Origin of the sequence: Arthrobacter sp. MMS18-M83, assembly GCF_026683955.1 — a bacterium.
Taxonomy (GTDB): domain Bacteria; phylum Actinomycetota; class Actinomycetes; order Actinomycetales; family Micrococcaceae; genus Arthrobacter.
On record NZ_CP113343.1, the window covers coordinates 3280645 to 3305185 of the forward strand.

25 protein-coding genes are annotated in these 24541 nt (G+C 62.5%); 19 read left to right on the top strand and 6 right to left on the bottom strand.

Annotation, left to right across the window (positions count from 1 at the left end):
• Positions 1-7: 7 nt before the first annotated feature.
• A complete protein-coding gene (locus tag OW521_RS15565) occupies positions 8-490 on the bottom strand; it encodes a hotdog fold thioesterase (protein ID WP_268020522.1) in 483 nt (160 codons plus the stop codon).
• A 128-nt stretch (positions 491-618) separates the two neighbouring features.
• Between OW521_RS15565 and OW521_RS15570 the strand changes: the two genes are divergently transcribed.
• Complete coding sequence (locus OW521_RS15570) at positions 619-1173, top strand: GNAT family N-acetyltransferase (protein ID WP_268020523.1); 555 nt, start codon at positions 619-621, stop codon at positions 1171-1173.
• Positions 1174-1202: 29 nt separating this feature from the next.
• On the opposite strand, the gene OW521_RS15575 is transcribed toward OW521_RS15570, so the two are convergent.
• Together OW521_RS15575 and OW521_RS15580 are read right to left on the bottom strand one after the other, a co-directional pair.
• Positions 1203-1682, bottom strand: a complete 480-nt coding sequence (locus OW521_RS15575) for a hypothetical protein (protein ID WP_268020524.1) — start codon at positions 1680-1682, stop codon at positions 1203-1205.
• A complete protein-coding gene (locus tag OW521_RS15580) occupies positions 1679-2539 on the bottom strand; it encodes a DMT family transporter (protein WP_268020525.1) in 861 nt (286 codons plus the stop codon). The genes OW521_RS15575 and OW521_RS15580 overlap by 4 nt, the downstream gene beginning before the upstream one ends.
• 173 nt (positions 2540-2712) lie before the next feature.
• Between OW521_RS15580 and OW521_RS15585 the strand changes: the two genes are divergently transcribed.
• From OW521_RS15585 to OW521_RS15620, 8 genes are all read left to right on the top strand, one after another.
• A complete protein-coding gene (locus OW521_RS15585) occupies positions 2713-4290 on the top strand; it encodes an ABC transporter substrate-binding protein (RefSeq protein ID WP_268020526.1) in 1578 nt (525 codons plus the stop codon).
• Positions 4290-5246, top strand: a complete 957-nt coding sequence (locus OW521_RS15590) for an ABC transporter permease (RefSeq protein ID WP_268020527.1) — start codon at positions 4290-4292, stop codon at positions 5244-5246. Before OW521_RS15585 ends, OW521_RS15590 begins: the two co-directional genes overlap by 1 nt.
• A 13-nt stretch (positions 5247-5259) precedes the next feature.
• On the top strand, positions 5260-6150 hold the full coding sequence (locus tag OW521_RS15595) for an ABC transporter permease (RefSeq protein ID WP_268020528.1): 891 nt from the start codon (positions 5260-5262) through the stop codon (positions 6148-6150).
• Positions 6150-8078 carry a dipeptide ABC transporter ATP-binding protein gene (locus OW521_RS15600; RefSeq protein WP_268020529.1) on the top strand — a complete coding sequence of 643 codons (1929 nt, stop codon included), beginning with the start codon at positions 6150-6152 and terminating at the stop codon, positions 8076-8078. Before OW521_RS15595 ends, OW521_RS15600 begins: the two co-directional genes overlap by 1 nt.
• A gap of 49 nt (positions 8079-8127) precedes the next feature.
• Positions 8128-10161: a CocE/NonD family hydrolase gene (locus OW521_RS15605; protein WP_268020530.1), complete on the top strand. Its 2034-nt coding sequence runs from the start codon at positions 8128-8130 to the stop codon at positions 10159-10161.
• 24 nt (positions 10162-10185) lie between these two features.
• A complete protein-coding gene (locus tag OW521_RS15610; protein WP_268020531.1) occupies positions 10186-10836 on the top strand; it encodes a TetR/AcrR family transcriptional regulator in 651 nt (216 codons plus the stop codon).
• 232 nt (positions 10837-11068) lie between these two features.
• Positions 11069-11923 (top strand): response regulator transcription factor, encoded by an 855-nt coding sequence (locus OW521_RS15615; protein WP_268020532.1) that lies wholly within the window; start codon positions 11069-11071, stop codon positions 11921-11923.
• 82 nt (positions 11924-12005) lie between these two features.
• Positions 12006-12182, top strand: a complete 177-nt coding sequence (locus OW521_RS15620; protein ID WP_268020533.1) for a hypothetical protein — start codon at positions 12006-12008, stop codon at positions 12180-12182.
• A gap of 69 nt (positions 12183-12251) precedes the next feature.
• Here OW521_RS15620 and OW521_RS15625 read toward each other — a convergent pair whose 3' ends face one another.
• The 3 genes from OW521_RS15625 to OW521_RS15635 all read right to left on the bottom strand — a co-directional run bounded on the left by OW521_RS15625 (position 12252) and on the right by OW521_RS15635 (position 16955).
• Positions 12252-13910: a GAF domain-containing sensor histidine kinase gene (locus tag OW521_RS15625; RefSeq protein WP_268020534.1), complete on the bottom strand. Its 1659-nt coding sequence runs from the start codon at positions 13908-13910 to the stop codon at positions 12252-12254.
• A gap of 54 nt (positions 13911-13964) precedes the next feature.
• Positions 13965-16184: a S9 family peptidase gene (locus OW521_RS15630; RefSeq protein ID WP_268020535.1), complete on the bottom strand. Its 2220-nt coding sequence runs from the start codon at positions 16182-16184 to the stop codon at positions 13965-13967.
• Between the two features lie 63 nt (positions 16185-16247).
• Entirely contained in the window at positions 16248-16955 is a 708-nt protein-coding gene (locus OW521_RS15635; protein WP_268020536.1) for an LCP family protein, read from the bottom strand.
• A 103-nt stretch (positions 16956-17058) separates the two neighbouring features.
• Between OW521_RS15635 and OW521_RS15640 the strand changes: the two genes are divergently transcribed.
• The 10 genes from OW521_RS15640 (at position 17059) to OW521_RS15685 (ending at position 24537) form a co-directional block, all read left to right on the top strand.
• Positions 17059-17367 (top strand): hypothetical protein, encoded by a 309-nt coding sequence (locus OW521_RS15640; RefSeq protein WP_268020537.1) that lies wholly within the window; start codon positions 17059-17061, stop codon positions 17365-17367.
• Positions 17368-17742: 375 nt separating this feature from the next.
• Positions 17743-18705: a plastocyanin/azurin family copper-binding protein gene (locus OW521_RS15645; protein WP_268020538.1), complete on the top strand. Its 963-nt coding sequence runs from the start codon at positions 17743-17745 to the stop codon at positions 18703-18705.
• A 219-nt stretch (positions 18706-18924) separates the two neighbouring features.
• Positions 18925-20256, top strand: a complete 1332-nt coding sequence (locus tag OW521_RS15650; protein WP_268020539.1) for a signal peptidase I — start codon at positions 18925-18927, stop codon at positions 20254-20256.
• A 6-nt stretch (positions 20257-20262) separates the two neighbouring features.
• Positions 20263-20862 carry a hypothetical protein gene (locus OW521_RS15655; protein ID WP_268020540.1) on the top strand — a complete coding sequence of 200 codons (600 nt, stop codon included), beginning with the start codon at positions 20263-20265 and terminating at the stop codon, positions 20860-20862.
• 71 nt (positions 20863-20933) lie between these two features.
• On the top strand, positions 20934-21350 hold the full coding sequence (locus OW521_RS15660; protein ID WP_268020541.1) for an Hpt domain-containing protein: 417 nt from the start codon (positions 20934-20936) through the stop codon (positions 21348-21350).
• A gap of 31 nt (positions 21351-21381) precedes the next feature.
• Positions 21382-22023: a PAS and ANTAR domain-containing protein gene (locus tag OW521_RS15665; protein ID WP_268020542.1), complete on the top strand. Its 642-nt coding sequence runs from the start codon at positions 21382-21384 to the stop codon at positions 22021-22023.
• A gap of 461 nt (positions 22024-22484) precedes the next feature.
• On the top strand, positions 22485-22709 hold the full coding sequence (locus tag OW521_RS15670; RefSeq protein ID WP_268020544.1) for a Flp family type IVb pilin: 225 nt from the start codon (positions 22485-22487) through the stop codon (positions 22707-22709).
• Between the two features lie 80 nt (positions 22710-22789).
• The gene (locus OW521_RS15675) at positions 22790-23014 is read left to right on the top strand and encodes a Flp family type IVb pilin (protein ID WP_268020545.1); all 225 of its coding nucleotides are present in this window, start codon (positions 22790-22792) and stop codon (positions 23012-23014) included.
• A gap of 126 nt (positions 23015-23140) precedes the next feature.
• On the top strand, positions 23141-23515 hold the full coding sequence (locus OW521_RS15680; RefSeq protein ID WP_268020546.1) for a TadE/TadG family type IV pilus assembly protein: 375 nt from the start codon (positions 23141-23143) through the stop codon (positions 23513-23515).
• Positions 23503-24537, top strand: coding sequence for a Tad domain-containing protein (locus OW521_RS15685; RefSeq protein ID WP_268020547.1), 1035 nt, complete (start codon positions 23503-23505; stop codon positions 24535-24537). The genes OW521_RS15680 and OW521_RS15685 overlap by 13 nt, the downstream gene beginning before the upstream one ends.
• The last annotated feature ends 4 nt before the right edge of the window (positions 24538-24541 follow it).

Genomic DNA, 24541 nt, shown 5'->3' on the forward strand with positions numbered 1-24541 from the left:
GGTCTTCCTACTTCTTGGAAATGGTGCGGCTGCGGCCACGGAACTCGGCGATCAGCTCGCCGTAGCTACCCGGATCGTTGGGCGACACGACGGCGGCAGGTTCGCTTGCGTCGGCCGCGAAGATTTGGATGTCGTACAGACCGCTGCGCCCGTTGTTGGCGCGGCGGTTCGCGACGGCGGTGATCACCTGGCCTTGATAGGCCGGCTTGAGGAAGTTGATGTCGACGCCGGCGGCGACAGTGATGGTGTCAGCCTCCGACGGCGATGGGACGGCCGGGTTGCAGGCGAGGGCAAACGCTGAATCCGCGAAGGCGAAGATCATTCCGCCGTGGGCCATTCCGAAGCCGTTGAGCATTTCCTGCCGGAGCTTCATGCGGACGGTGGCGTGGCCGTCGTCGACCTTGAGTACCTCCAGGCCCATCCACTCGGAGGCGTAGTCGTTCTTGAGGATCTGGTGCTGCGCTGCGCCAGAAAGGGTGGTCTCAACCATGCGTCGTTGCCTCCAGCTTTATTTACCGAATGTTCATTAGGTAATCCCAGTTTGCTTGAACTGTCAAGAGGCGACCGCCCGGCGGGACTCCCCGGAACCCATCCGGCCTGACGTAGTAGCCTCGAGGCATGCCGCTCATCGAACTTCCCATTCGGACGCCGAGGCTCGTGCTTCGCCGCTTCGAGGCCACCGATCTGGAGCGATTCCACGCCTATCAGTCCTTGCCGGAGACTGCGCGTTTCCTCCTCAGACAGGAATTGACCCTCACACAGTCCATGGAAGCGCTGGGCCGCTACGCCAACTTCACTTTCGAGCAAGAGGGCGACTGGGTGTGCCTAGCAATAGAGCGCGCCGACTCGCCGGGACTGCTCGGCGAAGTGGTGCTCAAATGGTTGCCTGGCACGGGGCAGGCCGAAATCGGCTGGATCCTGGCACCGGAAAGCCGAGGCCATGGCTACGCAGCCGAGGCAGCCGAGGCCGTGCTCCGCCTGGGCTTCGAGACCCTCATGTTCCACAGGATCGACGCCAAGCTCGACGCCCTCAACACCTCCTCATCAGGTTTGTGCGAGCGGCTCGGCATGCGTCGCGAGGCAGTCCTCGTGGACAACTGGCACTACAAGGGCCAATGGTCCACCGAAGTCATCTACGCCATCCTCGATTCTGAATGGCGCGCACGGAAATAGTCGGCTGCTCCGAAAGTGCCATTTGAACTTCAGAGGGTACATAGAATCTCCGCGAGCTTCGCGGCGTAGACCTCCGCTCGTTGCACCGACGACTCTGAGTACGTCCCCGAGACGTCAAGCAGATTGAGGCAGCCGAGGAATCGGCCGTTGTCGACGATCACTGCGTTGATAGCTGCGCCCAGATTGAGGGCGCCAAGGACATCTTGGTGTTCGAACGCATCCGAGCCGATCGCTGCCTCATCGGCGGCAAGGAACGATTCGTGGCGTACGACGCACTGTTGGAGCCAGTCTTCACCAAGTTCGCGTGAGATACCGCCCACCCGGTAGAGGCCGGGCATGCTGGAAAATACCCGGACCAGGTCCTGGGTCTCAGGACGCCACAATGAGACGGTGGTCAGCAATGCTCCCACGTCGATTTTGACGGATGCGACGATGTCGGCGAGTCTGTCGGCCGAGGCAGCAGAGACTGGAATCTCGGCGTACTCCTCCTCAAATTGGGGGACGGTCATGGTGCGGGTTCCAGTTCTTTGTCGGGTGCGATGGATGCTGTTGCACGTGAAAGCAAGATGACGCCGGCGAGCGCGGCCGTTCCCCCAACGAGGGACGCAATACTGGGGACCTCACCGAGCAGAATCCACCCGAGCAGCAGGGACAGCACTGGCACGACATACAGAAGCGAACCGCCCTCGGCCACGCTGGTCCTTGCCAGCGAAACGTTCCAGAAGCCATAGGCCACCACGGTGCAGATCACTACGAGTACCACCAATGCCAGCCAAGCGGTCCAGGCGAACCCAGCTGGTTCCACGGCGAAACGGGCAGTCGGTAGCGTGGCCACTCCGCCGATGATGGATCCCCAGAAGACCACCTCCAGTGGTGGGACGCGTGCCAGTAGCGGCTGTTGAACAATGAGGAATGCCGACAGCAGCAAGGCGGCTGCCACGATGTAAAAGGCATCGCCGTTGAAGCCAATCGCCGCGGAATCGCCCAGCGTAATGACCACGACGCCCGCCACGGCGAGGAGCATCCCCCAGTAGCCCAGCTTGGACGTTCTCTCCCGAAGCATGAGGTGGCCGAGGACAAACGCGAAGACGGGCGAGATATTAAGCAGGAGGCTTGTTGTTCCGGCCGGAACGGTCGTCTGGCCCAGGTTCAGGAGCAGGCCGAAGCCCGCATAGCCCAGTATTCCCGCGGCCAGCATCCTTGGAATGTCACCGCCGCGCAGCTTGAGTCCTTGCCGGCGGACCAGCAGGACCAGGCCCAGTACGACGGCGGCACCCAAGTAGCGCAGGGGCGTCAGGTCCTGTGGGTCCACGACCTTGAGGGCCTCGCGGGTGGCCACATATGTGGGCGCGGAAGAGAGCACCATCAGTACATCTGGTCTTCGATACCATCCGGTCACAATGGAGCCCTCCCGGTGAAATGGCCCTTTGTTTCAGGGCGGTTAAATTATTTGGAGAACTATTGATCTCTCGGACGATTTATTCGTACAGTACATGAATTAGATCGTTCGTGAAAGAAAAAGGAAAAGGATTCGGCACCATGGATTCAAGGATCGAAGCACCAACAGGGTGGCTGTCCCGGCGCACCCTACTCGCCGGTTCGGCCTTGCTGCTGGCCCCCGCGGTCCTCGCAGCCTGCGGGGTCAGCCCGTCGCCGTCAGCCACGGGCGCAGCTACCGGCGTGGCCCGCCAAGGCGGGACGTTGCGCATCGCCCGCCCGCCGGCGTCGAAGGCTGAAACACTGGACCCTGCCAGTTCGTTGTCCGCCTACGAATACCTGGGCGCCCTCTACAACCGCCTCGTGAAGCTTTCGGCAAAGGGCGAGATCGTTCCTGATCTGGCCGAATCATGGACACTGTCCAAGGACGCCATGACCTGGACTTTTGTGCTGCGCAAGGGCGTAACTTGGCACGACGGGAAGCCGTTCACTGCCCAGGACGTCATCTTCTCGATCCAGCACATCCTGGACCCGGCCACTAAGTCTCCGCAGGCAGGGGTGCTTTCCCCCTTCGTCGACGGCAACTCGATCACCGCTCCGGATGCCAACACGGTGGTATTCGCTCTGAAGTCCCCGAACGCAGAATTCGCTAGCCTTCTGACCGGCTACAACTGCTACATCATCCCCTCGGGTTCCGCGGCTACTATCGGCACCAGCGGCGTCGGTACCGGCCCGTTCAAGCTGAAGAGCTTCACGGCGGCAGGACCTGGCGTGATCCTGCGAAACGACAACTACTTCGGCGACAAACCCAAGTTGGACAGCATCGAATTTTCCTCCATTGCCGACACCCAGGCACGCGTGAACGCATTGTTGGCCGGACAGGTTGACCTCGTGGCCCAGACCAACCTGGATTTCGCCACCGCCAAGACGGTTTCTGCCTCATCCGTTGCGACGGTTTCCAGTGTGAAGAACGCGCAGTGGTACCCGGTGCCTATGCTCAACACGAGTGAGCAGTTCAAGGACGCGGACATCCGCCGCGCTTTCGCCCATGCCTACAACCCGGACGAGGTTTTCAAGCTGGCTGTGCAGGGGAACGGAACGATCGCGCATAACAACCCGGTGCCGCCCACCGAGGCCTACCACCTTGACTATGGCCTGGGCTACGACCCGGACAAGTCGAAGGCGCTGCTGAAGGCCAAGGGCTTCGACCACTTTGATGTGCCCATCTACACTTCGAGCTACGACCCCGTCCTTTCCCCGCTGGCGCTGGCCTTGCAGAGCTCCATGAAGGCGGCCAACATCAATCTGACGGTGACCAATTCACCCGCGGATTCCTACTTCACCGATGTCTGGATGAAGAAGCCGCTGATGACCACCTACTGGTACACGGGACGCCCGATCGACCAGTTGCTGAACCAGATCTTCCGCACCGGATCCTCCTATAATGAGACCGCCTACTCCAACGCCACCTTCGATCAGACGCTTGACGCTGCCCGCGCTACGGTGGACGACGGCAAGCGCAAGACGCTTTACCAGGATGCCCAGAAGATCCTGATCGACGACGGCGGTTCATTGACCCCGTTCTTCTCCGACCGGATCACGGGCCTGAGTAAGAAGGTTGTCAACTACAGCGAGCACGGCTTCGAGTTCGACTACATCAACATTGGGCTGCTGGCCTGATGTTGACGTTTTTCGCCAAACGGATGGGCTGGTCCGTCTTCACGGTGCTGCTGGCTACGGTGCTGGTTTTCAGCGCTATCCAGTCGCTGCCGGGAGACGCGGCCAGCCAGATATTGGGCCAGAACGCCACGCCGTCGGCTGTTGCCACGATGCGGCAGCAACTCGGGCTGGATGAGCCGCCTGTCTCGCGTTTCTTCAATTGGCTCGGCAAGGCTTTGCACGGGGACTTTGGCAACTCCCTCGTTGGCGGCGGCAGCGTCGCGGCAGAGGTGGGCTCCGCCTTGGTGAACACGTCCCTTCTGGCCGGTATCACCATTGTGATCGGTATCCTGCTCTCCCTCGTGCTGGGCCTTGTTGCAGGCCTGACCCGTGACCGGTGGCCGGACATCTCGATTTCCACGCTGGCCCTCGTGGGGATGAGCGTTCCGGAGTTTGTGGTGGCCACCGTGCTGGTGTTGCTTTTCTCCATCTACATCCCGATATTCCCGGCAGTGGTGATCGCCGGGCAGAATGCCTCCCTCGCGGATCTTCTTCCCTCTGTCTGGCTACCTGCTGGGGCGCTGATTTGCGTTCTTGCGGCCTACATCATCCGGATGATGCGCACGTCGGTGATCGATGTGATGGACAGCGAGTTCGTCCGCACAGCCATCCTGAAAGGCAACTCAACGTCCCGGGTGGTCTTCAAGCACCTGCTGCCCAGCGCTATGTTGCCCACCCTGAACGTGATCGCCATGAACATAGCCTGGCTGATCGGCGGTGTGGTGGTCGTGGAAAGCATTTTCAACTATCCAGGAATCGGCACCCTGATGATCAGATCTGTTCAGACACGTGACCTTCCCACCATCTTGCTGATCACGGTGATGAGTGCGTTGACATACGTGGTGTGCAACCTGCTGGCGGACTTTGCAGCGTTCCTGCTGAATCCACGGCTGCGGTACCCAAGGAGCAGCAAATGACCAGGAGCGGCAAATGAGTGCAACGACGATGACGGCCACGGGTCCCAAGGCCTCCGGCAGTCTAGGGCGGGCGGTCCGTTCCATCCTGAACTCGCGGACGGCCACCTTCGGGTTTGTCCTGGTGATTGTAAACATCGTGGTGGCGGTGCTGGCCCCGGTGCTGACTTCCTATGATCCGGTAGCCACGGACGCCATGAGCGCGCTGCAGGAGAGTTCGGGGGCGCACTTGCTGGGCACGGACGCTCTCGGCCGGGATACCCTCACGCGAACCTTGTTCGGTGGCCAGTATGCATTGGCTATCAGTTTCACTGCCACCGGGCTGACGGTGTTGCTGGGATCGGTCATTGCCGGCATTGCGGCCTACAGGGGCGGCATTGTGGATGACATCATCACGAGGGTCTTGGATTCGGTTCTCGCAGTCCCGGCAATTCTGTCAATGTTGGTGGTGGTGACCATCTTCGGAACAGGCCCTTGGGTGATCATCTTGGCCGTTGCCGTGGTCTACACAGGCGGAGTGACCCGTATTGTGCGCGCCGCAGCCATGGACGTGATGCCCAAAGACTTCATCACTGCGGCCAAGGCGCGAGGCGAGGGGATGTTCTCCATCCTCGTCCGCGAAGTCTTCCCGAACGTCCTGGACATTATCCTCGTGGAATTCGCCATGCGGGCCTCTTGGGTGGTGCTGCTCATCAGTTCACTGTCCTTCCTGGGCTTCGGCGCCAGCCCACCAACGCCGGACTGGGGCCTCATGGTGGCCGAGAACCGAAACTTGATGGCTGTGGTGCCCCTGGCCACGTTGTCGCCCATTGCCGCACTGGCCTCCCTGATCGTTGGACTCAACCTTGCAGCCGATGGGCTTGCCAAGAGCTTCGGCATTGACCGAATGAAGGAGGTGCTTGGCTAGTGACAATAGATGCAGCCAACACCATTGATGAAGCAACCATCCTCAACGGAACCGACATTGTCCGGATCGAGAAGCTCAGCGTTTCGTACCTCTCTGGGAACCGCCAAGTGGACGTCCTCAAGGACGTGACCTTGAAGCTGGGGCGCGGCCACGTTCTTGGCCTGGTAGGGGAGTCGGGTTCCGGGAAGTCCACTCTCGCTAGCGCCTTGCTCGGCTCCCTAAGGAGCACGTCGTTCGTGTCCAACGGGTCTGTGCGAGTGGCAGGCCAAGACGTCTTTGCCCTCGCCCCGCGCGAGTTGCGCCGGCTCCGGATGGACGAGGTGGCCATGGTCCCGCAGAACGCGGGCAACGCCCTGACCCCAACCATGAAGATCGGGGAACAGATCGCCGAGGTCCTCCACCACCTCAGGGGAAACAGAGCCGCCCAGCGGGCACGGGCCGAGGAACTGCTCCGGCTGGTGAGGCTTCCTAGCCCAGGGCACGCACTGGACAGGTACCCGCACCAGTTCTCCGGCGGCCAGCAGCAGCGCATCGGGATTGCTATGGCCCTTGCCGCCAACCCGTCCCTTCTTGTCCTTGATGAACCTACTACGGGACTGGATGTGGTCACGCAGGCAGCCATCCTTGACCTCCTCGCGGAACTGCAGCAGACGCTTGGCATGTCCATGGTGATGGTCAGCCATGACTTGGGCGTCATCGACAAGATGTGCACGGACATCGCCCTCCTGCGTAAGGGCGAGGTGGTGGAGTCCGGCAGAACACGCAGCGTCTTGGCGGAACCGAAACATGCTTACACGCGTGGCCTGATCGACAGCGTGCCGCGGATCGACACGCCTGGTATTCCTCCCGGGATGGACCAGGCCGCCATCGACTCGGGGACCGTGCGGGAAGGCGCCGTGGAGTTGTATGTCCGCACTCCGCCCCAGGAGCTCCGGCCAGTGCTGAGTGTTCGGGACCTGACCATTGACTACCGCCGCAAGCCGGTGCCTGGAACGGGACCCACAGTCCAGGGCGTGAGCTTTGACGTGAACGCCGGCGAAATCGTGGCGCTCGTGGGCGAGTCCGGTTCCGGAAAATCCACCATCGCCAACGCCATCGCAGGTCTGCAGAAGAGTGAAGGCGGCCGTATGTCCCTAGCAGGAGTCGGGCCTGAGGCTGGAAACCGAAAGGCCGACGGCGGCAATCTGGCCGGAACCGTGTCTAGCCGGCCAAAGACCATCCGACAGGCGGTACAGCTGATCTTCCAGAACGCCGATACATCCTTGAACCCGAGGCATTCGGTTCGGACCGCCATCGCGCGGCCCTTGAAGCTATTCGGCATTAAGGGTTCCACTGTGGAGAAAGCGCTGGGAGAGGTGGAGCTTCCCGTCAGTTTCGCTCAGCGCCTGCCTGGGCAGCTCTCCGGTGGCCAGCGCCAGCGCGTCGGCATTGCCCGGGCCATCGCGGCAGCGCCGTCGCTGGTGCTCGCGGACGAGGTCGTCTCGGCCCTTGACGTCTCGGTTCAGTCTTCAATTTTGCGCCTGATGGACACTTTGAGCCGGGATAAGGGCATCGGCTTCCTGTTCATTACGACCGATCTGGCCGTGGTCAGGTCGGTCGCGGACCGCGTGGTGGTCCTGTATCTCGGACGCATCGTCGAGGAGGGCACGGTCGAGGAGATCTTCTCCACGACGTCGCATCCGTACACGCGGCTCTTGCTGGACTCGGTCATCGAACTGGGCGATGACCACGAGTCCAAGGCACAGGGGGTCCGCGATGAAATTCCTGCCGCTCCGCCCGAACTCGGATGCCCCTTTGCCAGCAGGTGTCCGATTGTCCGCGACGTTTGCCGTACGGTGGTCCCGCCCACCATACCGGTTACGGACACCCACAACATCAAGTGCCACGCGGACGTGGCGGAACTCCGTTCGAGCACCCCGGCCCTCTAGCGCTGCGCTCGAAGGCCTCGCACCGAAAGCGCCGCATCCTAGAAAGGAAATGATTGTGAAGATCCGCACGGACTTCCCCCACTCCATCACCGTCATGGAGCACGTCCTCATTCCGATGAGCGACGGCGTCCGGCTGGCGGCTACGATCTGGCTGCCTGAGGACGCCGTTTCACGGCCAGTGCCCGCACTGTTGGAGTACCTGCCCTACCGCCGCGGGGACTGGACTGCCCCGCGTGACGCGCAGCGCCACCCTTGGTATGCGGGTCATGGCTACGCTTCGGTCCGTGTGGACATGCGCGGCTGCGGGGATTCCGAAGGCGTCATGCTCGACGAGTACCACCCGCAGGAACAAGCGGACGGCGTTGAGGTCATCGAGTGGCTGGCCGCCCAGCCGTGGTGCACCGGCAAAGTGGGAATGTTCGGGATCTCCTGGGGCGGATTCAATGCCCTGCAGCTCGCCGCGGAGCAGCCGGAAGCCCTCAAGGCAATCGTCACTGTCTGCTCAACAGACGATCGCTATGCCGACGACGTGCATTACTTCGGCGGCGCCATGCTCGGCATCGACATGACGTCTTGGGCTGGAACCATGCTGGCGTTCCAATGCCGTCCGCCCGCGCCCTGGCGGGTTGGCGACGCCTGGGAAACCATGTGGAAGGAACGTTTGGAAGCACTCCAACCTTTCTCCGAAATCTGGATGGACCACCAGGAGCGCGACGACTACTGGCGCCACGGTTCGGTTTGCGAGGACTACTCCAAGATCACCGCGGCCGTGCTGGCGGTCGGAGGCTGGGCTGATCCCTACCGCAACACCGTTTTTCGGTTGCTGGAGCATCTTGACGCCCCTGTGCAGGGGCTGATCGGCCCATGGTCGCACCAGTATCCGGACATCCAGCGCACGCCCGGGCCCACCATCGGCTTCCTGCAGGAGACCCTTCGTTGGTGGGACTACTGGCTCAAAGGCATCGAAACGGAGGTCATGGCTGAACCCGCGCTGCGTGCCTATCACCAGGATTCCGTGCGGCCCGCCACCCACTACCCGGAGCGAGCGGGCACTTGGGTCGGACTGAACGGCTGGCCGTCCGCCGACGTCGGGCAGCGGAGCTTCAGCTTGTCCTCAGACCTGCGCAGCATGGCAACGGACGCAGCCGGGTTTGCCGTCGTCCACACTCCGCAGCACAACGGCGTGGATGCCGCCCGATGGTTCCCCTTCGGGAATCTGTCCGACCTGCCGCCGGACCAGCGCGCCGAGGATGGGCGCTCGGTGGCATTCGAGACGCCGGTCCTCGAGGAGGACATCAACCTGTTCGGTTACGCCCGCCTGAAACTGCGTGTCAACAGCGGCACACCCCGGGCTAATGTGATTGCCCGGCTCTGCGATGTGGGACCGGACGGATCGTCCACCCTGATCACCCGCGGGGCCATCAACCTGGCAAGGCGCAACGGGATGGACAAAGCGGAGGAGCTCGTTCCGGGTCAATTCGTGGACGCCGAGATCGAGTTCACGTCCATGTCGTGGCAGATTCCGGCTGGGCACAGGCTCCGGCTCGCTCTGGCCACCGCGTACTGGCCGTGGATCTGGCCGCACGGCGAACGAGGGTCCGTGACTGTTGACGCCGGGCAGAGCGTACTGACCCTCGATGACCTCGATCCTGCTGCAATCGGCAGGCGCGACGTGACCTTCGAGGAGGCTGAGCAGGCCGCGCCCATGGACATCAGGCCAGGCCCCGCCCAGACACCCCGCCCCGAACGCGAAGTCAGGTACGAGCCGCAATCGGAGTCCTGGACCTTGACAGTGGATCCGAACTACGGCGGCAACCGGATCTACCCGGACGGCCTGAACTTCGGCGAAGAAGCCCTCGAACGGTATTTGATTTCGGGGAACGATCCCTTGACGGCGCGGGCCGAGTCCACGTGGAATGTCTCCCTGCAGCGCGAGGACTGGGGAGTGAGGATAGAGACTCACGCTACGGTCACTGCCAGTAAGGACCACTATTTGCTGCACAACGAAGTCAAGACGTTCAAGGGCGAGCAACTATTCTTTGAAAAGACTTTTGAGAAGCGCATCAGTCGGACATCGGCCTGACCAGGGGAAGCGAGGACGAGCGACATGACAACCACCGCAAAGGACCACGAGGAGCGGCCCCGCGCCAAGACGGTCGGCGAACGGCAGCGGCACCCCACTGAAGTGCGGCGTCAGCTTGTGATTGACGCTGCGCGGGACCTGATCGCGGACAAGGGGCTGTTCAACGTCCTCATCCGCGACATTTCAAAAGCCTGCGGAGTCTCACCCGGGACCATCACCTACCACTTCAAGAGTCTCGATGAAGTCCTGATGGAAGTAGTCAAGGCAGAAACCGCCGACTTCTACGTTCCACTCCAAGAGAGCGCCAGGGGGTCCGGCGACCCCACCCGGGAACTGCTGTATTTCCTGGAGGGGATGTTCGGCGCCGACGCGAACTCCCGCCGGCACTGGTTGATTTGGTTCGACTTCTGGTCAGCCGCAGCCAGGGACGAAGCTTACGGGCGCTGGATGAGCGAGCACTACGACGGCTGGCGTAACGCCTTGCGTGAGATTACCGAGCGCGGCGTCAGCGAGGGTTCCTTCGTCTGCGATGATCCCCGGAGCTTCGCCATTGAGACGGCGGCCATGGTGGATGGCCTCGCCGTCCAGTGCTATGCGCGGGGTTCGTCCTTGCCGGTGGAAACATCCCGGAACCTGCTTATTGCGTTCGTGAGGCGCGAGCTCAAGATTAGCTGAGGGACTGCCCAACGTCGCTCAGAGCATCCGTTGCTCCGCACCGGCTCCCTCGCCTCACAAGTTCGGCCAGGGAACCCTGCCGGCGTGGGCCCAAGTGCCGTTTTCGGTTGGGCCAAAACGGCTGTGAGGAGCAATGGATGCAAGGCTTCATGCTTGACTTGCTTTGAAATGAGTGGGGATACCAGACTTTGCTGATGCTACGGTGGGCTGGGCAGGGAGATCGGGGCGTGAAGTGGGCACAGCTGGCGTAGCTGTAGTAATCGAGGATGACGACGATATCCGGGAAGTGGTCCACGCCGTCCTCGAAGCTTCAGGGCTGGAGGTGTACGCGGCCGGGAACGGTATTGATGGCGTGGCTGCGGTCCGCCGTCACAACCCGGACGTCATCACCCTGGACCTTGGCTTGCCCGATATCGATGGCATAGAGGTTACCCGTCGCGTACGGGAGTTCAGCGACGCTTACATCGTCATGCTTACGGCCCGTGCACGCGAGGTGGACACGCTACAAGGACTGGCGGTCGGCGCGGACGATTTCGTCACCAAACCCTTCCGCCCCCGCGAGCTCCTGGCCCGTGTTGAGACGCTCCTCCGCAGGCCCCGGGGCAGCAAGCTATCGGGCGGCACTTTCGCAGGAATCACGACGGCGGAGCTGACCCCAGCAGAGGGGGCGCCGGCTGCGGCGCCGAACTCGTCGGCAACAGCGGTGCACCGAGGATCGCACGAAACAACCAGCCCACCAGGGGCGGATAGTACCGGTCTGGAACACAATGGCCTCTACTTGGACGTGGCTACGCGGACAACGCGGGTCGATGCCGAAGAAGTGCAATTGACCCGCACTGAGTTCGACCTGCTCCAGGCGCTTATGGAAGCCGGACGCGTGGTCCGAAGTACCTCGGGGCTTGCCCGCTGGCTACATGCCAGGGAGTACGAAACCGGAACCTACGTCAGCGAGTCCGAAGAGCGCGCCATCCAGGTTCACATCGCCAATTTGCGCCGGAAGTTGGGCGATTCGGCACAGTCGCCGCGTTGGGTGGAGACCGTGCGTGGCATTGGATACCGCCTGGCCGCAAAGACTACGGAAAACTGATCCGATCTTAAGGAAACGTTTAACAAGGCTTTTTACGCTGGGAGGGTCACCTTCGGATTTCTACGGCTCAAAGGAGCAGTGCATGAAAAAATTCGCCGCAACACTTCTCATGACGGGCATGCTGGCTATTGGCGGATTTGTTACTCCTGCCAACGCCGCGCCGAAGACCACGCACGACACCACAAGCACCACGGTTACCACCGTCCCTGTTGTGTCTGACCCGGTGCACTACGCGCAGGTCGGTTGGTGGCCCAACTAGGGCTGATCGCCGGACGTCAAGACTGTTCGAACGCCGCCTCGGGGCCACCGCCCGGGGGCGGTGTTCTTTTTAGCCCCCGGTGTCCAGAGGAAGCCGGACCGAGACCGTGGTTCCCACACCGAGTCCGGACTCGATATCGAGCTTGCCGGAATGGCGCTCCACAATGTCGTGGGCTATCGCCAGGCCGAGCCCGCTGCCAGGGATGGCCGCAGTGGAGGCATTGGAGGCACGGAAGAACCGCGTAAACACTTGGTCGATTTCGGTTTCCGGGATCCCGACGCCGGTGTCTTCCACGCGCACCACCACGCTGGGAACCGTCCCTGGATCGGAGGCGATCCCGCTGCTGACGGCGACGTGGCCGCCGTGGGGGGTGAACTTGATTGCGTTGCTGATGATGTTGGCGAAAACCTGCTCCAGCTTGGCTTCGTCGGCCTGGACGGTCACGGTCCCTGGGGCATGCTCCACGGTGAGGGACAGCGAACGGGAGTCCGCGAGGGGCTGCAACGTCGAGACGACGAGCCTGAGTAGGGTGCCCACGTTGACGCGGCTCAATTGGAGATCGCCTGAAGTGTTCTGGTGCGAGACGGTGAGCATGTCCTCGATCAGGCGGCGGAGGCGTTCGGCATTTCGTGAAATGACGTCGATCATCCGCGTTACGCCCGCAGGGATCGGTCCGCCGGCCCCGCTGCGGATCATGTCCAGATAGGCAGTGATGGACGTCAGCGGGGTTCTAAGTTCGTGGTTCACCGTGGTGAGGAAGTCGGTCTTGGCTTGGTCGAGTTCCTGGAGTTTGTACATGACCTGCTGCTGTGCGCCAATCAAGTGGCTCTGCATCAGTCCATACGCCAAGTTCCCCGAAACGTGCTGGATCAGGCCGATTTCAGCTCGGGTCCATTCATGCGCGGTGTCCGGCCGCGCGATCCAGATGACCCCCAGGACAAGATCACCTTCGCCCACAGGAACCACAACAGAGGCCGACGGCGAACCGGCGCCACTGTGCCGACCTGCGCCACCGGGGTGCCCCGGGAGAGCCCGGCCCGGCGGAGTTCCTTGCGGCAGCGGCTGCACGTCCGCTTCGGCCCATAGGCGCTCCGCCAGTTCGAACAAGACGATTTCGCCGGCCAGTTCGGGAGGCAGGACTCCTGGCGCCCGTCCCGGGGCGTTCCATTCTGCGCTGACCTGCGGCACGCGTACATCCGGGAATGTGGTGAACCAGACGTGTTCCGCACCGAGGGCCTCGCCGATACCATCCACCAGGTGCCGGGCAATCTGTCCGGGATCAATGGTTGAGCGGATGGCCGAGGACACCTTCCGCAGGCTCTCACGTAGTGATTCGGCTTCGGAGCGGCGACGCATCCGTTCGGCGGCCCGGGCTACTAGGACCAAGGCCCTGGATGCCCGAAAGTCCGCGGCTTGGCCCTTGTGGACAAAATCCGCAATTCTCCAGGCTTCCAGGGCTGCGACATCCAGCTTTTCCTCGGAATCCAGCATGAGTAGAACAGGGGCGCCGTTCCCGGGAAGGAACTCGCGGAACTCGTTGTCCAAGACCACCACGTCGCTCGGCCCGCTTTCCAACGCGGCCGCAAGCGAGGCGGCGTCGGACGCTGTACGGACCAAGAACCCCGCGGAGATGAGGGCCGCAACCGTCTCTTCGAGACGCACGGAGTCGGGGTCGGCCACCAAGGCACGGTTTGGCGCCGATGCATCGTTCGTTACGGGACTCTCCACTGCGCTCCTGCTGTTTCGGTTCGGGCCCCATAGGAGAGCCTACTATCGAGAACCTTACTTGAGCCCCGCCCCCGGCAGCAGGTCAACTGCCCCCAGGGAATCCGCCACAAAGGCATAGTCCCAAGCGCGCTCACGCCATTGCACGTACCGTCCCGAGGCCCCGCCGTGTCCACCTTCCATCTCGATCTTCATGACGATCGGGGCCGTGCCGGTGGTCTCGGAACGCAGCGCCTGGACCCACTTGGCGGGCTCCACGTAGAACACGCGGGTGTCGTTGAAGGACGTCACTGCTGCAATTTTCGGATAGGAGACGGCATGGATGTTCTCGTACGGAGTGTAGGACTTCATGTACTGGTACACCTCGGGATCGGTGATGGGGTTGCCCCATTCCTCCCACTCAAGCGCGGAGAGCGGTAGTTCGGGGTCCAGGATGGTGTTCAGGGCATCGACGAACGGCACGGCGGCAACGATCGCGGCATACTTCTCAGGGGCAAGGTTGGCCACGGCGCCCATCAGCAGGCCGCCTGCAGAGCCGCCCATGGCCGCGATCCGGTTCGGCGCCACCCAGCCGGAGGATGCCAGCCAGTCAGTTGCTGCGATGAAGTCCGTGAAGGTGTTCTTCTTGTTGAGCTTCTTGCCGTCGTCGTACCAGTGCCGGCCGAGCTCGCCACCGCCGCGGATGTGGGCGATCACCATGACGATTCCGCGGTCCAGGAGGGACAAACGCGCCACCCCGAAGCCCGGATCGATGCTGACCTCGTAGGAACCATAGCCGTAGACCAGGCCCGCGCCGGTTGAATCCTGCGACACGGAGGAGTGCCGGAGAACGGAAAGCGGCACGCGCGTGCCGTCCGCCGCCGTCGCCCATTCCCGCGTGGCCACGTAGTCTGACGCGTCGTACCCGCCCAGCACCGGGCTTTCCTTCCGCAGCAGCAGCTCGCCCTGCGGGAGTTCTGCTGTGGGCAGCACGAAGTCGTACACCCTGGACGGCGTGAAGAAGGAGGTGTAGCCGATGCGGATCACCGGGGCGTCGTAGTCCGAACCCGCTACCCCTGCCGTGTACAGCTCCTCGTCGAAGGCAGGTTCCACGGCGGCGCCCTGCGCCGCCGTTCCCAGTCCAGCGAGGGGCAGCACCTGCACGCGTTCGATCGTGTCCTGCCGCACCGCCACCACCAGATGCGTCGACGTGACGCCGGCACCGTTGACGCGAATGGAGTCGGAATGGTCGACGACGGTGCGCCAGTGCTGCTGGGCCAGCGGCTTGGCGAACTCGGCCGGGTCCGCGATGGAAACCATCGAGTTGATGGCGTCCTTGTTGTGCGTGAGGAGGATGGTTTCAGCGCCATCCAAGAGGAATGGCTCGGCCTCGTAGAGAATATGTTCGTCACGGGAAATCACGGTGGACAGGCCGGCGTCGTAGTCGTCAAAGCGCAGCAGGCGCGTTTCGCTGAATTCCGAGCAGCCGATGCTCAGCACAAGGTAGCGCCGGTCGGAGGAGATTTCGAAGCCGAGCCACATGGCGACGTCGTCCTCTTGGTAGATGACCAGGTCATCGCTGACGGGCGTTCCCAGGACGTGCGACTTCACTTGGTAAGGGCGCCAGGCGTCGTCCACCACGGTGTAGAAGATCCGAGTGCCGTCTGGGGAGAAGGCCACGCCGTAGAAAATGTTCTCGATGACGTCGGGCAGGAGTTCGCCGGTCCGCACGTCCTTGATGCGAAGGGTGAATCGTTCCTCGCCGGAGTTGTCCACGGCGTAGGCATAGAGGTTGCCGTCCACCGTCACGGCTGTGCCGCCAATGGAGAAGAACGGCTTGCCTTCGGCTTCGACGTTGCCGTCCAGCAGGACTTCTTCGCCTTGGAGTTCGACGCCGGGTTCCACCGCCGGCGGCGTCCAGTCGGCCACCGCATCGCCGGAGTGTGCCGCGCGGAAACGGCAGTGGATGCCGTACTCCTTGCCCTCAATAGACCGGGTGTAGTACCACCAGTTGTCCTTGCGGCTCGGGACCGAGAGGTCCGTCTCCTGGGTGCGGCCCTTGATTTCCTGGAAGATGGCCTCGCGTAGCGGTTCCTGATGCGCAGTAACCGCCTCTTGGTAGGCGTTTTCAGCCTTCAAGTGCTCGACGACTTCGGCGGATTCCTTGTCCCGCAGCCATTCGTAGTTGTCCACGAAAACATCGCCGTGGTGCTCGCGGGTGGTGGGCACCTTTTTGGCGACGGGGGCTGTTGGGCCTTCGGTGTGGGACGGCTGGGCGGAACCGGGAGTCTGGGTCATGTTCTCAATATATAGAGCCTGCCCGAGCGCCGGGCCCGCGTTCGCTGCGGGGGTAGCGGTGGCTCAGTAACCGTGCGCGACGGCGTACTCCGGCAGGGTGCCGTCCCGCAACGCGGCGGCCACTTCTGCGATTCCGGCGTAATCGGGCAGCACGATCGATTGCCCGTCCGGGGAAGTGCCAGTCCCAGCCGTGGGCAGGGTGAAGAAGACGGAGGCGCCTGGATCCACAGTTCGGAGTCCATAGGCCAGGATGGCGACGGAAGCGGGGTCGAATCCCTGGTCCACGGTGAGGTCGTTGACTGCGAAGTTGACCAAGCCGAGGACACCTGCGGGAGTCTGGACACCGCCCGAGAGCTTGACCAGAAGAGCCCGGAGGAACGTTTGCTGATTGCGGACCCGCTGGTAGTCTCCGTCCACGAACGAGTAGCGCTCGCGGACGAACTCCAGGGCTGCTTGTCCGTCCAAATGGTTGACTCCGGCGGGGAATACGTGATGGGTCTCAAAGCTTGCGGTGAATGGGAACGTGACATTGACGTCGATACCGCCGAGGCCATCCGTGAGGGTCTTGAAGCCGTTGAAGTCCAGCATGACGGTGTGGTCTATGTGCGTGCCCAACAGTGATTCGACGGTCCGGACCACCAAGGGGGTGCCTCCCACCTCAAGGCTGGCGTTGATCTTGGAGGCACCATAGCCCGGGATGTGCACCCAGTTATCGCGCAGGATCGAAATGCCGTAGATCTTCTGCCGGTCTGCCGGTACGTGGATCAGCATGAGGCAATCCGAGCGTTGGTCCGATGACTGGCCTGTTGTGATGGTCTGATTGTTTTGTTCCCTGGCATTCGCACGGCTGTCGCTGCCAATCACCAGGATGTTCATGGGTGTTGCGGGAAGTTCAGGGATGGTGGGCGGCGCCGGTACCGCGGCAGGCGGCGCCGGTACCGCGGCAGGCGGCGCGGGGGATTGGGTCGCGGATGGCGTCCTGGTTGGCGTTCCGCTCGTGGCCACGCTTGAGGGGGCGCTTGACGGTGACGGCCCGGACGAAGTCCTGCCGGACCCGGCGACGATCGCGGCCAGGACAACGACGACCGCCAGCAGGACTGCCAGCCCCGCTGCAAGCCACAGCCGCCGTCGTCTATCCATGACCGGAACGTATCACTCAGGTGAGCTAAAAACGCGCGCATGAAAGACTCGATTTGGCCACAAATGGGTGCGTTCTCAAGGTTTTGGTGTCTCGACAAAATAACGTTCTGGGGGCACGATGGGACTTAAATCGCTCGCCATCACGGGGCCGGCTTGCCGTGTCCTATCCGTTCCGCAATGGGGGGCTCTTTTGCCCACGGAACTGGACGTTATCCCTCCGTGCAAAGGAGGATCCCGCTTGGCCGATTGTCGCAGCGCCGCCCTGCATGTGGGGGGCGGGCAGTAGCTGCGAGCTGAAGTTCATAGGGAAGTTCAAGGAAACCGAGTCACCGTCAAACGACGCCATGGTCTCCGGCGCCTCAAAATTTCCAGGCTGGAAACAGCCGGTCAGCACAGATTTTCTTAAGGAATGAGTCTTATGACTGCTCATCCAAAACCCCTCCTTTTGCGGCGCCTTCGGGCGCTCTTGGTGTTGCTCCTTGCCCTGGCGTTGCCGGTGGCACTCAGTGGCACGGCCGCCGCGGACGGCAGCAAATCTGCACGGACGTGGACCGTCCAGGTGGGCTCCGAATCGTCGGATCAGGCCATCCAAGGAATGTCCTTCCTCCCGAGGAACATTTTCATCAATGCCGGTGACAAGGTCACATGGGAAGCCAACTCGGCGGAAATCCACACGGTCACGTTCCTGGCCGCAGGGCAAACGATTGAGTCCACGCAACCCTTCGATCCCTTCAACCCCCTCTTCGTGTCTGCACAGGGCGGCACGTCCTACGATGGTCACTCCTATTACAACTCCGGTGTGATGACGAACGTCTCGGACAGTGGGTTCCCGGAAATCGACTCGTACACCTTGAAGTTCCCGGACACGGGCGACTTCACGTATTACTGCCTGGTGCACGGGATCGTTATGAAGGGCACTGTCCACGTGCGGGACAAGGGAACGGACTACCCGTTCACCCAGGAGCAGTACAACAACCGGGTAGCGCGGGCTGAGCGGGCCATCCTCCGCGACGGCTATGAGCAGTGGAGCGAAGCCCGTGACCAGGCCGATGACCACACGGTCTTTACTGGGACCGACAACGGCGTGGCTATGGTCATGCGGTTCATTGAGGAGAAAGTTGTGATCCATGTTGGCGAGAGCGTGAGTTTCGTAAACAACGGCATGGGCGCTCCGCATACGGTGACCTTCGGTGCCGAGCCGGCCAACTTCTTCCCGCCACTTGGTGATCCGACTAACTACACCGGTGGGCAGCTCAATTCCGGCTTCATGGTGCCGGGCACGACGTTTACCGTGACATTCAATAAGGCAGGGGAATATGACTACATCTGCGCGCTGCACGACTTCATGGGAATGAAGGGCACGGTGGTTGTGGAGGACTGATCGATTTGTACCAACCCAGGGTGGGGGCCGTTGGCCCCCACCCTTTGCCTGTCCAGCAGTCCAAGCCTTGGTTTCCGTAAAGATTTGCTCAAGATTCGCTTAAGTCCTGAGGAAAAATCCTAAACAAACCTTATTGAAATATTTGAGCCGTCTTGATGTGGGCCCAGCAAAGTGGATCTTGTTCCGCTAAATGGTCTCAAACGAAACGGAAATGTCCCGATGGGCAGCTCACTCAGCTCCAGCACGGGTCCGCGCCTGGGGGCGAGGATCCGTCAACGTATTTCTCTACGCCGCGTGCGCGGCATGATCGCGACGACGGCCGCGACACTCGCCGCACTGGTGTTCCTTGGCGTCGGGGTCGTGGCCCCGCTGCTGCACATCGGATTCTCCCCGGTCCTGACCGGCAGCATGCGCCCGGCCTACGCCCCCGGGGACCTGCTCATCACGGCACCGGCCGATGTGACCAGCCTTCGCCCAGGTCAGATCGCAGTGTTTACACCTCCAGGTGAGAGCGTCCCGTTCGCCCACCGCATCACCACCATCGCCGGGACTCCGTCGAAACCGGTCCTCACCACCAAAGGTGACGCCAACCCGGCTCCGGACCACTGGACGGCCGTGCTGGACCAGGCCCAGGTGCCCGTCGTCGTCGGCGTCATTCCCTCGGTAGGAAGCGTCCTGCTGTGGATCGAGAGCCCCCTCCAGCGGGCCCTCCTGACCGCCTCGTTCGGCCTCACGGTGACCGGCTCGGCTGTCTGGTGGATCCTGACGAAGCCCTGCTTCATCCCACGGCCGCCGCACACCGGGCACCTCCGGCCGGCGCAGCGCCGTCCCCGCTCACTAAAACCATCCCGCACCAGCTCCCTAAAAGGATTCGTCATGTCTGCAACCCCAGCCCGCCGCGCCGCCCGTTCCGCCGCCCGCCCGGCGCCCGCACTGTTCGCCGCCTGCGCCGTGGCAGCGGCCGGCCTGGCAATCACTGGAGGTGGGGTGTTCGCAGCCTTGAACGCCACCGCGTCCAACGCCACCGCCCAGAACGCCACTTCCGGCACTCTGAGCCTGACTATGGCCAACAACGGGACCGGATTCGGCCAGTCCGTCTCCAGCCTCGCCCCCGGGGACACCGTGATCCGCTACGTCAACCTCACACAGGGCAACACCATGGACGGCAAGGCACTGACCCTCGCTGTCGCGGATGCTACTTCTAGCAAGCTCACCACCGACGCCACCAAGGGACTCCACGTCACTGTCACCCAGTGCTCCGGCACCTGGACCACCACCGGTGCCGGCACCTGCACGGGCACCGGTGCCACCACCACCGTCCTGGCGACAAGCGTTCCCCTGAGCTCCCTCGTCGCGGCGCCTTCGACCCTGATCGCCGGTACCGTCACGGCGGGGTCCACTGTGAACCTCCAGCTCTCCCTGACCCTGCCGGACCAGAACGAAACCACGGCCAACGGAGTCCTTCCCGCCAGCCCGATCCAGGGCCTGTCCTCGGCACTGACCTGGACCTTCGGCGAAACCCAGCGCACCTCCACCACCACCGGAAGCTAACAGCGCGTGAACGTGCACCGCTACTCCAGCAGGACCGCAGCCGCCATCGCGGCAGCGGTCCTGCTGGTGTGCACGTCCACCCCGGCTGACGCGGCGACGACGGCGAACGCAACCTCCGCTTCCCAGACCGCTTCCAGCGGCACCTGGGGAGCCGTCGCCTCACTGAGCACCACCGCCCCCTACGGCAGCGGCCCACTGACACTCACGTTCACCAACAACGGCAAGCCCGCGACTCCGTCGTTCGTACCCCAGTACTTCACGGTCGGAAACACGGGAACCCTGCCCATCACGGCGGCAAGCTACGGCGGCTCCACATCGGCCCCGTCCAGCGTGCAATTCTTCATCGAATCCTGCAGCGGCACCTGGGATGAACCCACCGGCGCGTGCTTGGGCGGAACAGCGACAACAATCCTGACAACACCCTTCGGAACCTCGACCATCCCCGACACCCCCGGCCCTGCTCCGGCAACTTCCGGAGCAGGCCTCCGGCTCCGGGCCAGCGTCGCATCCACAGGCAACGTCTCCAAGTCAGCCATCTTGACTCTGACCCTTAGCATCTCGGTCGACCGCACCCAGGTCCGGAGCGCGACCACCACCGGCGGCTGACCCTCACCACATCAGACCCGCCGCATCCGCACTCCGGACATCCGGGCACGAACCTCGAACAGGACCAGAACATGGCAGCCACAGCACGCGAGGCGGTCTTCCACCCCGGCGCCCTGCTGGACCTCGCAGACCAGATGCAATGCATCACCATTCCGAGGAGTTACGCGCTGACCTTCCTGGATATGCTCCAGACGCGGGTGGAGCGTATCCTTTCCACCCTCGGCAACAATGACGCCGAGGCCGCCATGGACGCCGTGCTCAGCCTCAAAGTCAACGCCCACATGGTGGGCGCCCGTGCCATTGAGGGAACCTGCAGCGGCCTCGAGCAAAGCATCCTCCACGGCGACATCCGAGGCGCGGCACGCAATGCCGGCGTCCTTCCCGGCAATATCGGCACCCTCAAAACCGCGATGTCCGAATTCCTATCCCTTGCCCTGGTAGAACCTGCGACCTGTTCGCGCGCTGTATTCTGGAGACTCGGTGATTAATAAGCACGCTTAGGAAATGGGTATTTGCGCCATGGTGGACAGCCCCCGTACGTATTCAAGTGCGCTCGGCGGCGCGGGATTTTTGGCCGGAACCTTCCTTTTTGACCCGCTCTCAGGCAAAGCGGAGTGGTCCGACGGGCTGTTCAACCTCCACGGCTACCAGCGAGGGGAAGTTGTGCCCACGCTCGAGCTGCTGATGTCTCATAAGCACCCCGATGATAGGCCGCGGACTATCGAGATCTTGGATGAAGTATTCCGTGACGGCGGACATTTCTGCATCTACCACCGGATAATTGACGCGCATGGACATACCCGACGCGTGCTGACGGCGGGGCGCGGGCTTCTTGGCGCCTCGGGGATGGTCGTAACCCTCGAGGGCGCCACGATCGACCTGACATCAACCCTCCGCCGGGAAACCGAGCAGGCCGCACGGGACGCCGTCGCCGGTGCCAATGCCACACGTGGTGTCATCCATCAGGCGCGCGGCATCCTGATGGGACGCTTGCTCGTCACCTCCGATGCCGCCTTCAAATTGCTCATCAGCGGCAGTAGCCGGACCAACGTCAAAGTGGCAGTCCTCGCCTCCCAACTCGTTCGCTTGGCTGATAGCGATCAGGGACCGGAATCGGTCGACGAATTCATTCGGGTTCTCCAGGCCTGCGACCAGGCATAGGCGCACGGCTCAAGGCGCGACGACCGTTGCGCTCTCGGCCCCACGACGCTCACTCACCTTTGACCGCCTTTTGGCGAACGCTCCTGCAGATAAGGCGCCCTGGCCGAAAGCTCCTGCACAAACATGTGCTTGAGCGTTCGCCACTTTGGCCTTAAAGGTGAGCGGGCGTTTTGGTTTTTGGCCCCAAAAGCGAGCGAGCGTTCGCTTGGATTTGCCGCGGACAGTCTGTTAGCTTCCGACGGCGGCAAACCGGTTTCACTGCTTTCTCACGTTTGGTCGCGCTCGGCAGGGCATCCCAAGATCGCAGGAATTCCCTAGTTTTAACACAAGAAATGCGCAGGATCGCGAGTCTTGCCACAGGATCTTCCAAGGACTGCTTCAGGGGGAGTTGGGCGTTGTTAGGTTGCTAGTGGGTTGGTGCTGGACCAGCCTACATCCCCCAACTCGCTCAGGAGTTTCACATGTTTTCTCTGGTCTCAAACAACGCGTCTCGCATCCGCCGCGACGAAACCGGCGCAACCGCTGTCGAATACGGCATCATGGTTTCTCTTATCGCCGTTGTCATTATCGTCGCCGTCACCTTGCTCGGCGGGACGCTCAAGAACACGTTCTCCCAGGTGCAGTGTTCCGTAAGCGGCAAAACCTGGACGGCTGGCGTCAACGGCGCCGCTGGCACCTGCGCCTAGGAAGTTCGTTCGGTGGACTAGATCCGACGCAGCCCGCCTCCCGTCAGATCGTTAGCACTTTTCCTCAGCCAGGAGCCTTTATGCTTTCCAATTTCCCAAAGTCAGCACGTGAGGCGCAGAGTGACGAAACCGGAGCCACCGCCGTCGAGTACGGCATCATGGTTTCCCTCATTGCTGTCGTCATTATCGTCGCCGTCGCGCTGCTGGGCGGGACGCTCAAGGAGACGTTCTCCCAGGTCCAGTGTTCCGTAAGCGGCAAAACCTGGACGGCTGGTGCAAACGGTGCCGCTGGCACCTGCGCCTAGGAGCCGCACAGCACAGTGCCCGGGAAGCAATTCGGGGCACTTAAAGCAATTCCCGAGTGGCGGCGGCATTCAGGCGGCCGCCACTCCGCTTTGTTCGAACAATCCGCTCTCTGGAAGGTCAACAATATGCCCAGGGCATCAGAGCGCGGTGCCGTGGCGGTTGAATTCGCGTTGCTGGCACCTGTCTTGATCATGCTGCTCCTGGGCATCATGGAATTCGGCAGAGCATACAACGTGCAGGTGTCGCTCTCGAATGCAGCCCGCGAAGGTGTCCGCGTCATGGCGATTTCGAATGATCAGACGGCCGCCAAGACAGCGGCGAAGAACGCCGCCGTTTCCCTGAACCCACTGTTGGCCGATACGAACTTCACCTTCAGTCCGGCCAGTTGCACCTCCGGAGCCCAGATGTCCGTGACCATCAAATACACCCTCAGCACCCTCACGGGAATCGCGGGGCCTTTCCCGATGCAAGGAGTAGGAGTCATGGTATGCAGCGGCTGATGTTCCGTGACGACGACGACGGCGAACGCGGTGCGGTCGCGGTTCTCATCGCTCTCGTGCTGGTGGTGTTGCTCGGGTTTGCCGCCCTCGCAGTGGATGCGGGAATGCTGTACTCGGAAAGGGCGCAGGTACAGAACGGGTCCGACGCTGCGGCCCTCGCCGTTGCGCAGAAGTGCGCCGCGAATACGGGCGATCCGAGTTGCTCCACCACGTCCCCGGTAGCTATTGACATGGCAAACAAGAACGCAGTGGACGGTTTGAGCAACATCAAATCAGTCAGCCTGGACCTTCTCAATCGGAAAGTAACGGTGACTGCCGGAGCCCAGCAGGCGGGCGGCGCGCCGAACGCGGTCTCGCTCTTCTTCGCCCGCGTCCTGGGCGTCAACACCACCGACGTTGTGACAAAGTCCAGCGTTCAATGGGGAAGTGCCGTCGCAGGCAGAACCCCGTTTCCCCTCACGTATTCCATCTGCCAGGTGCAGGGGTACATCGGCGGAGCACTCCAGCTTCTCCAGGACCACGGCTCGGGTGCCAACCCCAGTTGCAATTACGGCCCCGCGGGCGCCACCGTGGCCGGAGGGTTCGGCTGGATCACGCAAGATCCCGGTGCGTGCGGCGGCACGATCAACCTCGCGGTCAGTGAAGGCGGCAGCGCCCCGGGGAACAGTGCGCCGGGTAACTGTGCAACCACCCTTCAAAAGTGGGCCGATACCCTGACCGCCGGCCGGGACGTTATCGTCCTGCTTCCGGTCTTCGACGCCGTAATAGGTACGGGAGCCGGGGCTATCTACCATCTCGTGTCCTTCGCCGCATTCAAAGTGGCGGGGTGGAAGTTCAGCGGCAACAGCAGTCTCCCGGACACGTTCCGCAACACAAGTCCCGACGTCCCTTCAGCGCTTTCCTGCACCGGAAACTGCCGGGGCATCATCGGGAGCTTCGTCAAATATGTATCGCTGGCCGACGGCTACTCGCTAGGGCCTGTAGACGCCTACGGGGCCACCATCGTCCGGCTCACCAACTAGTTTT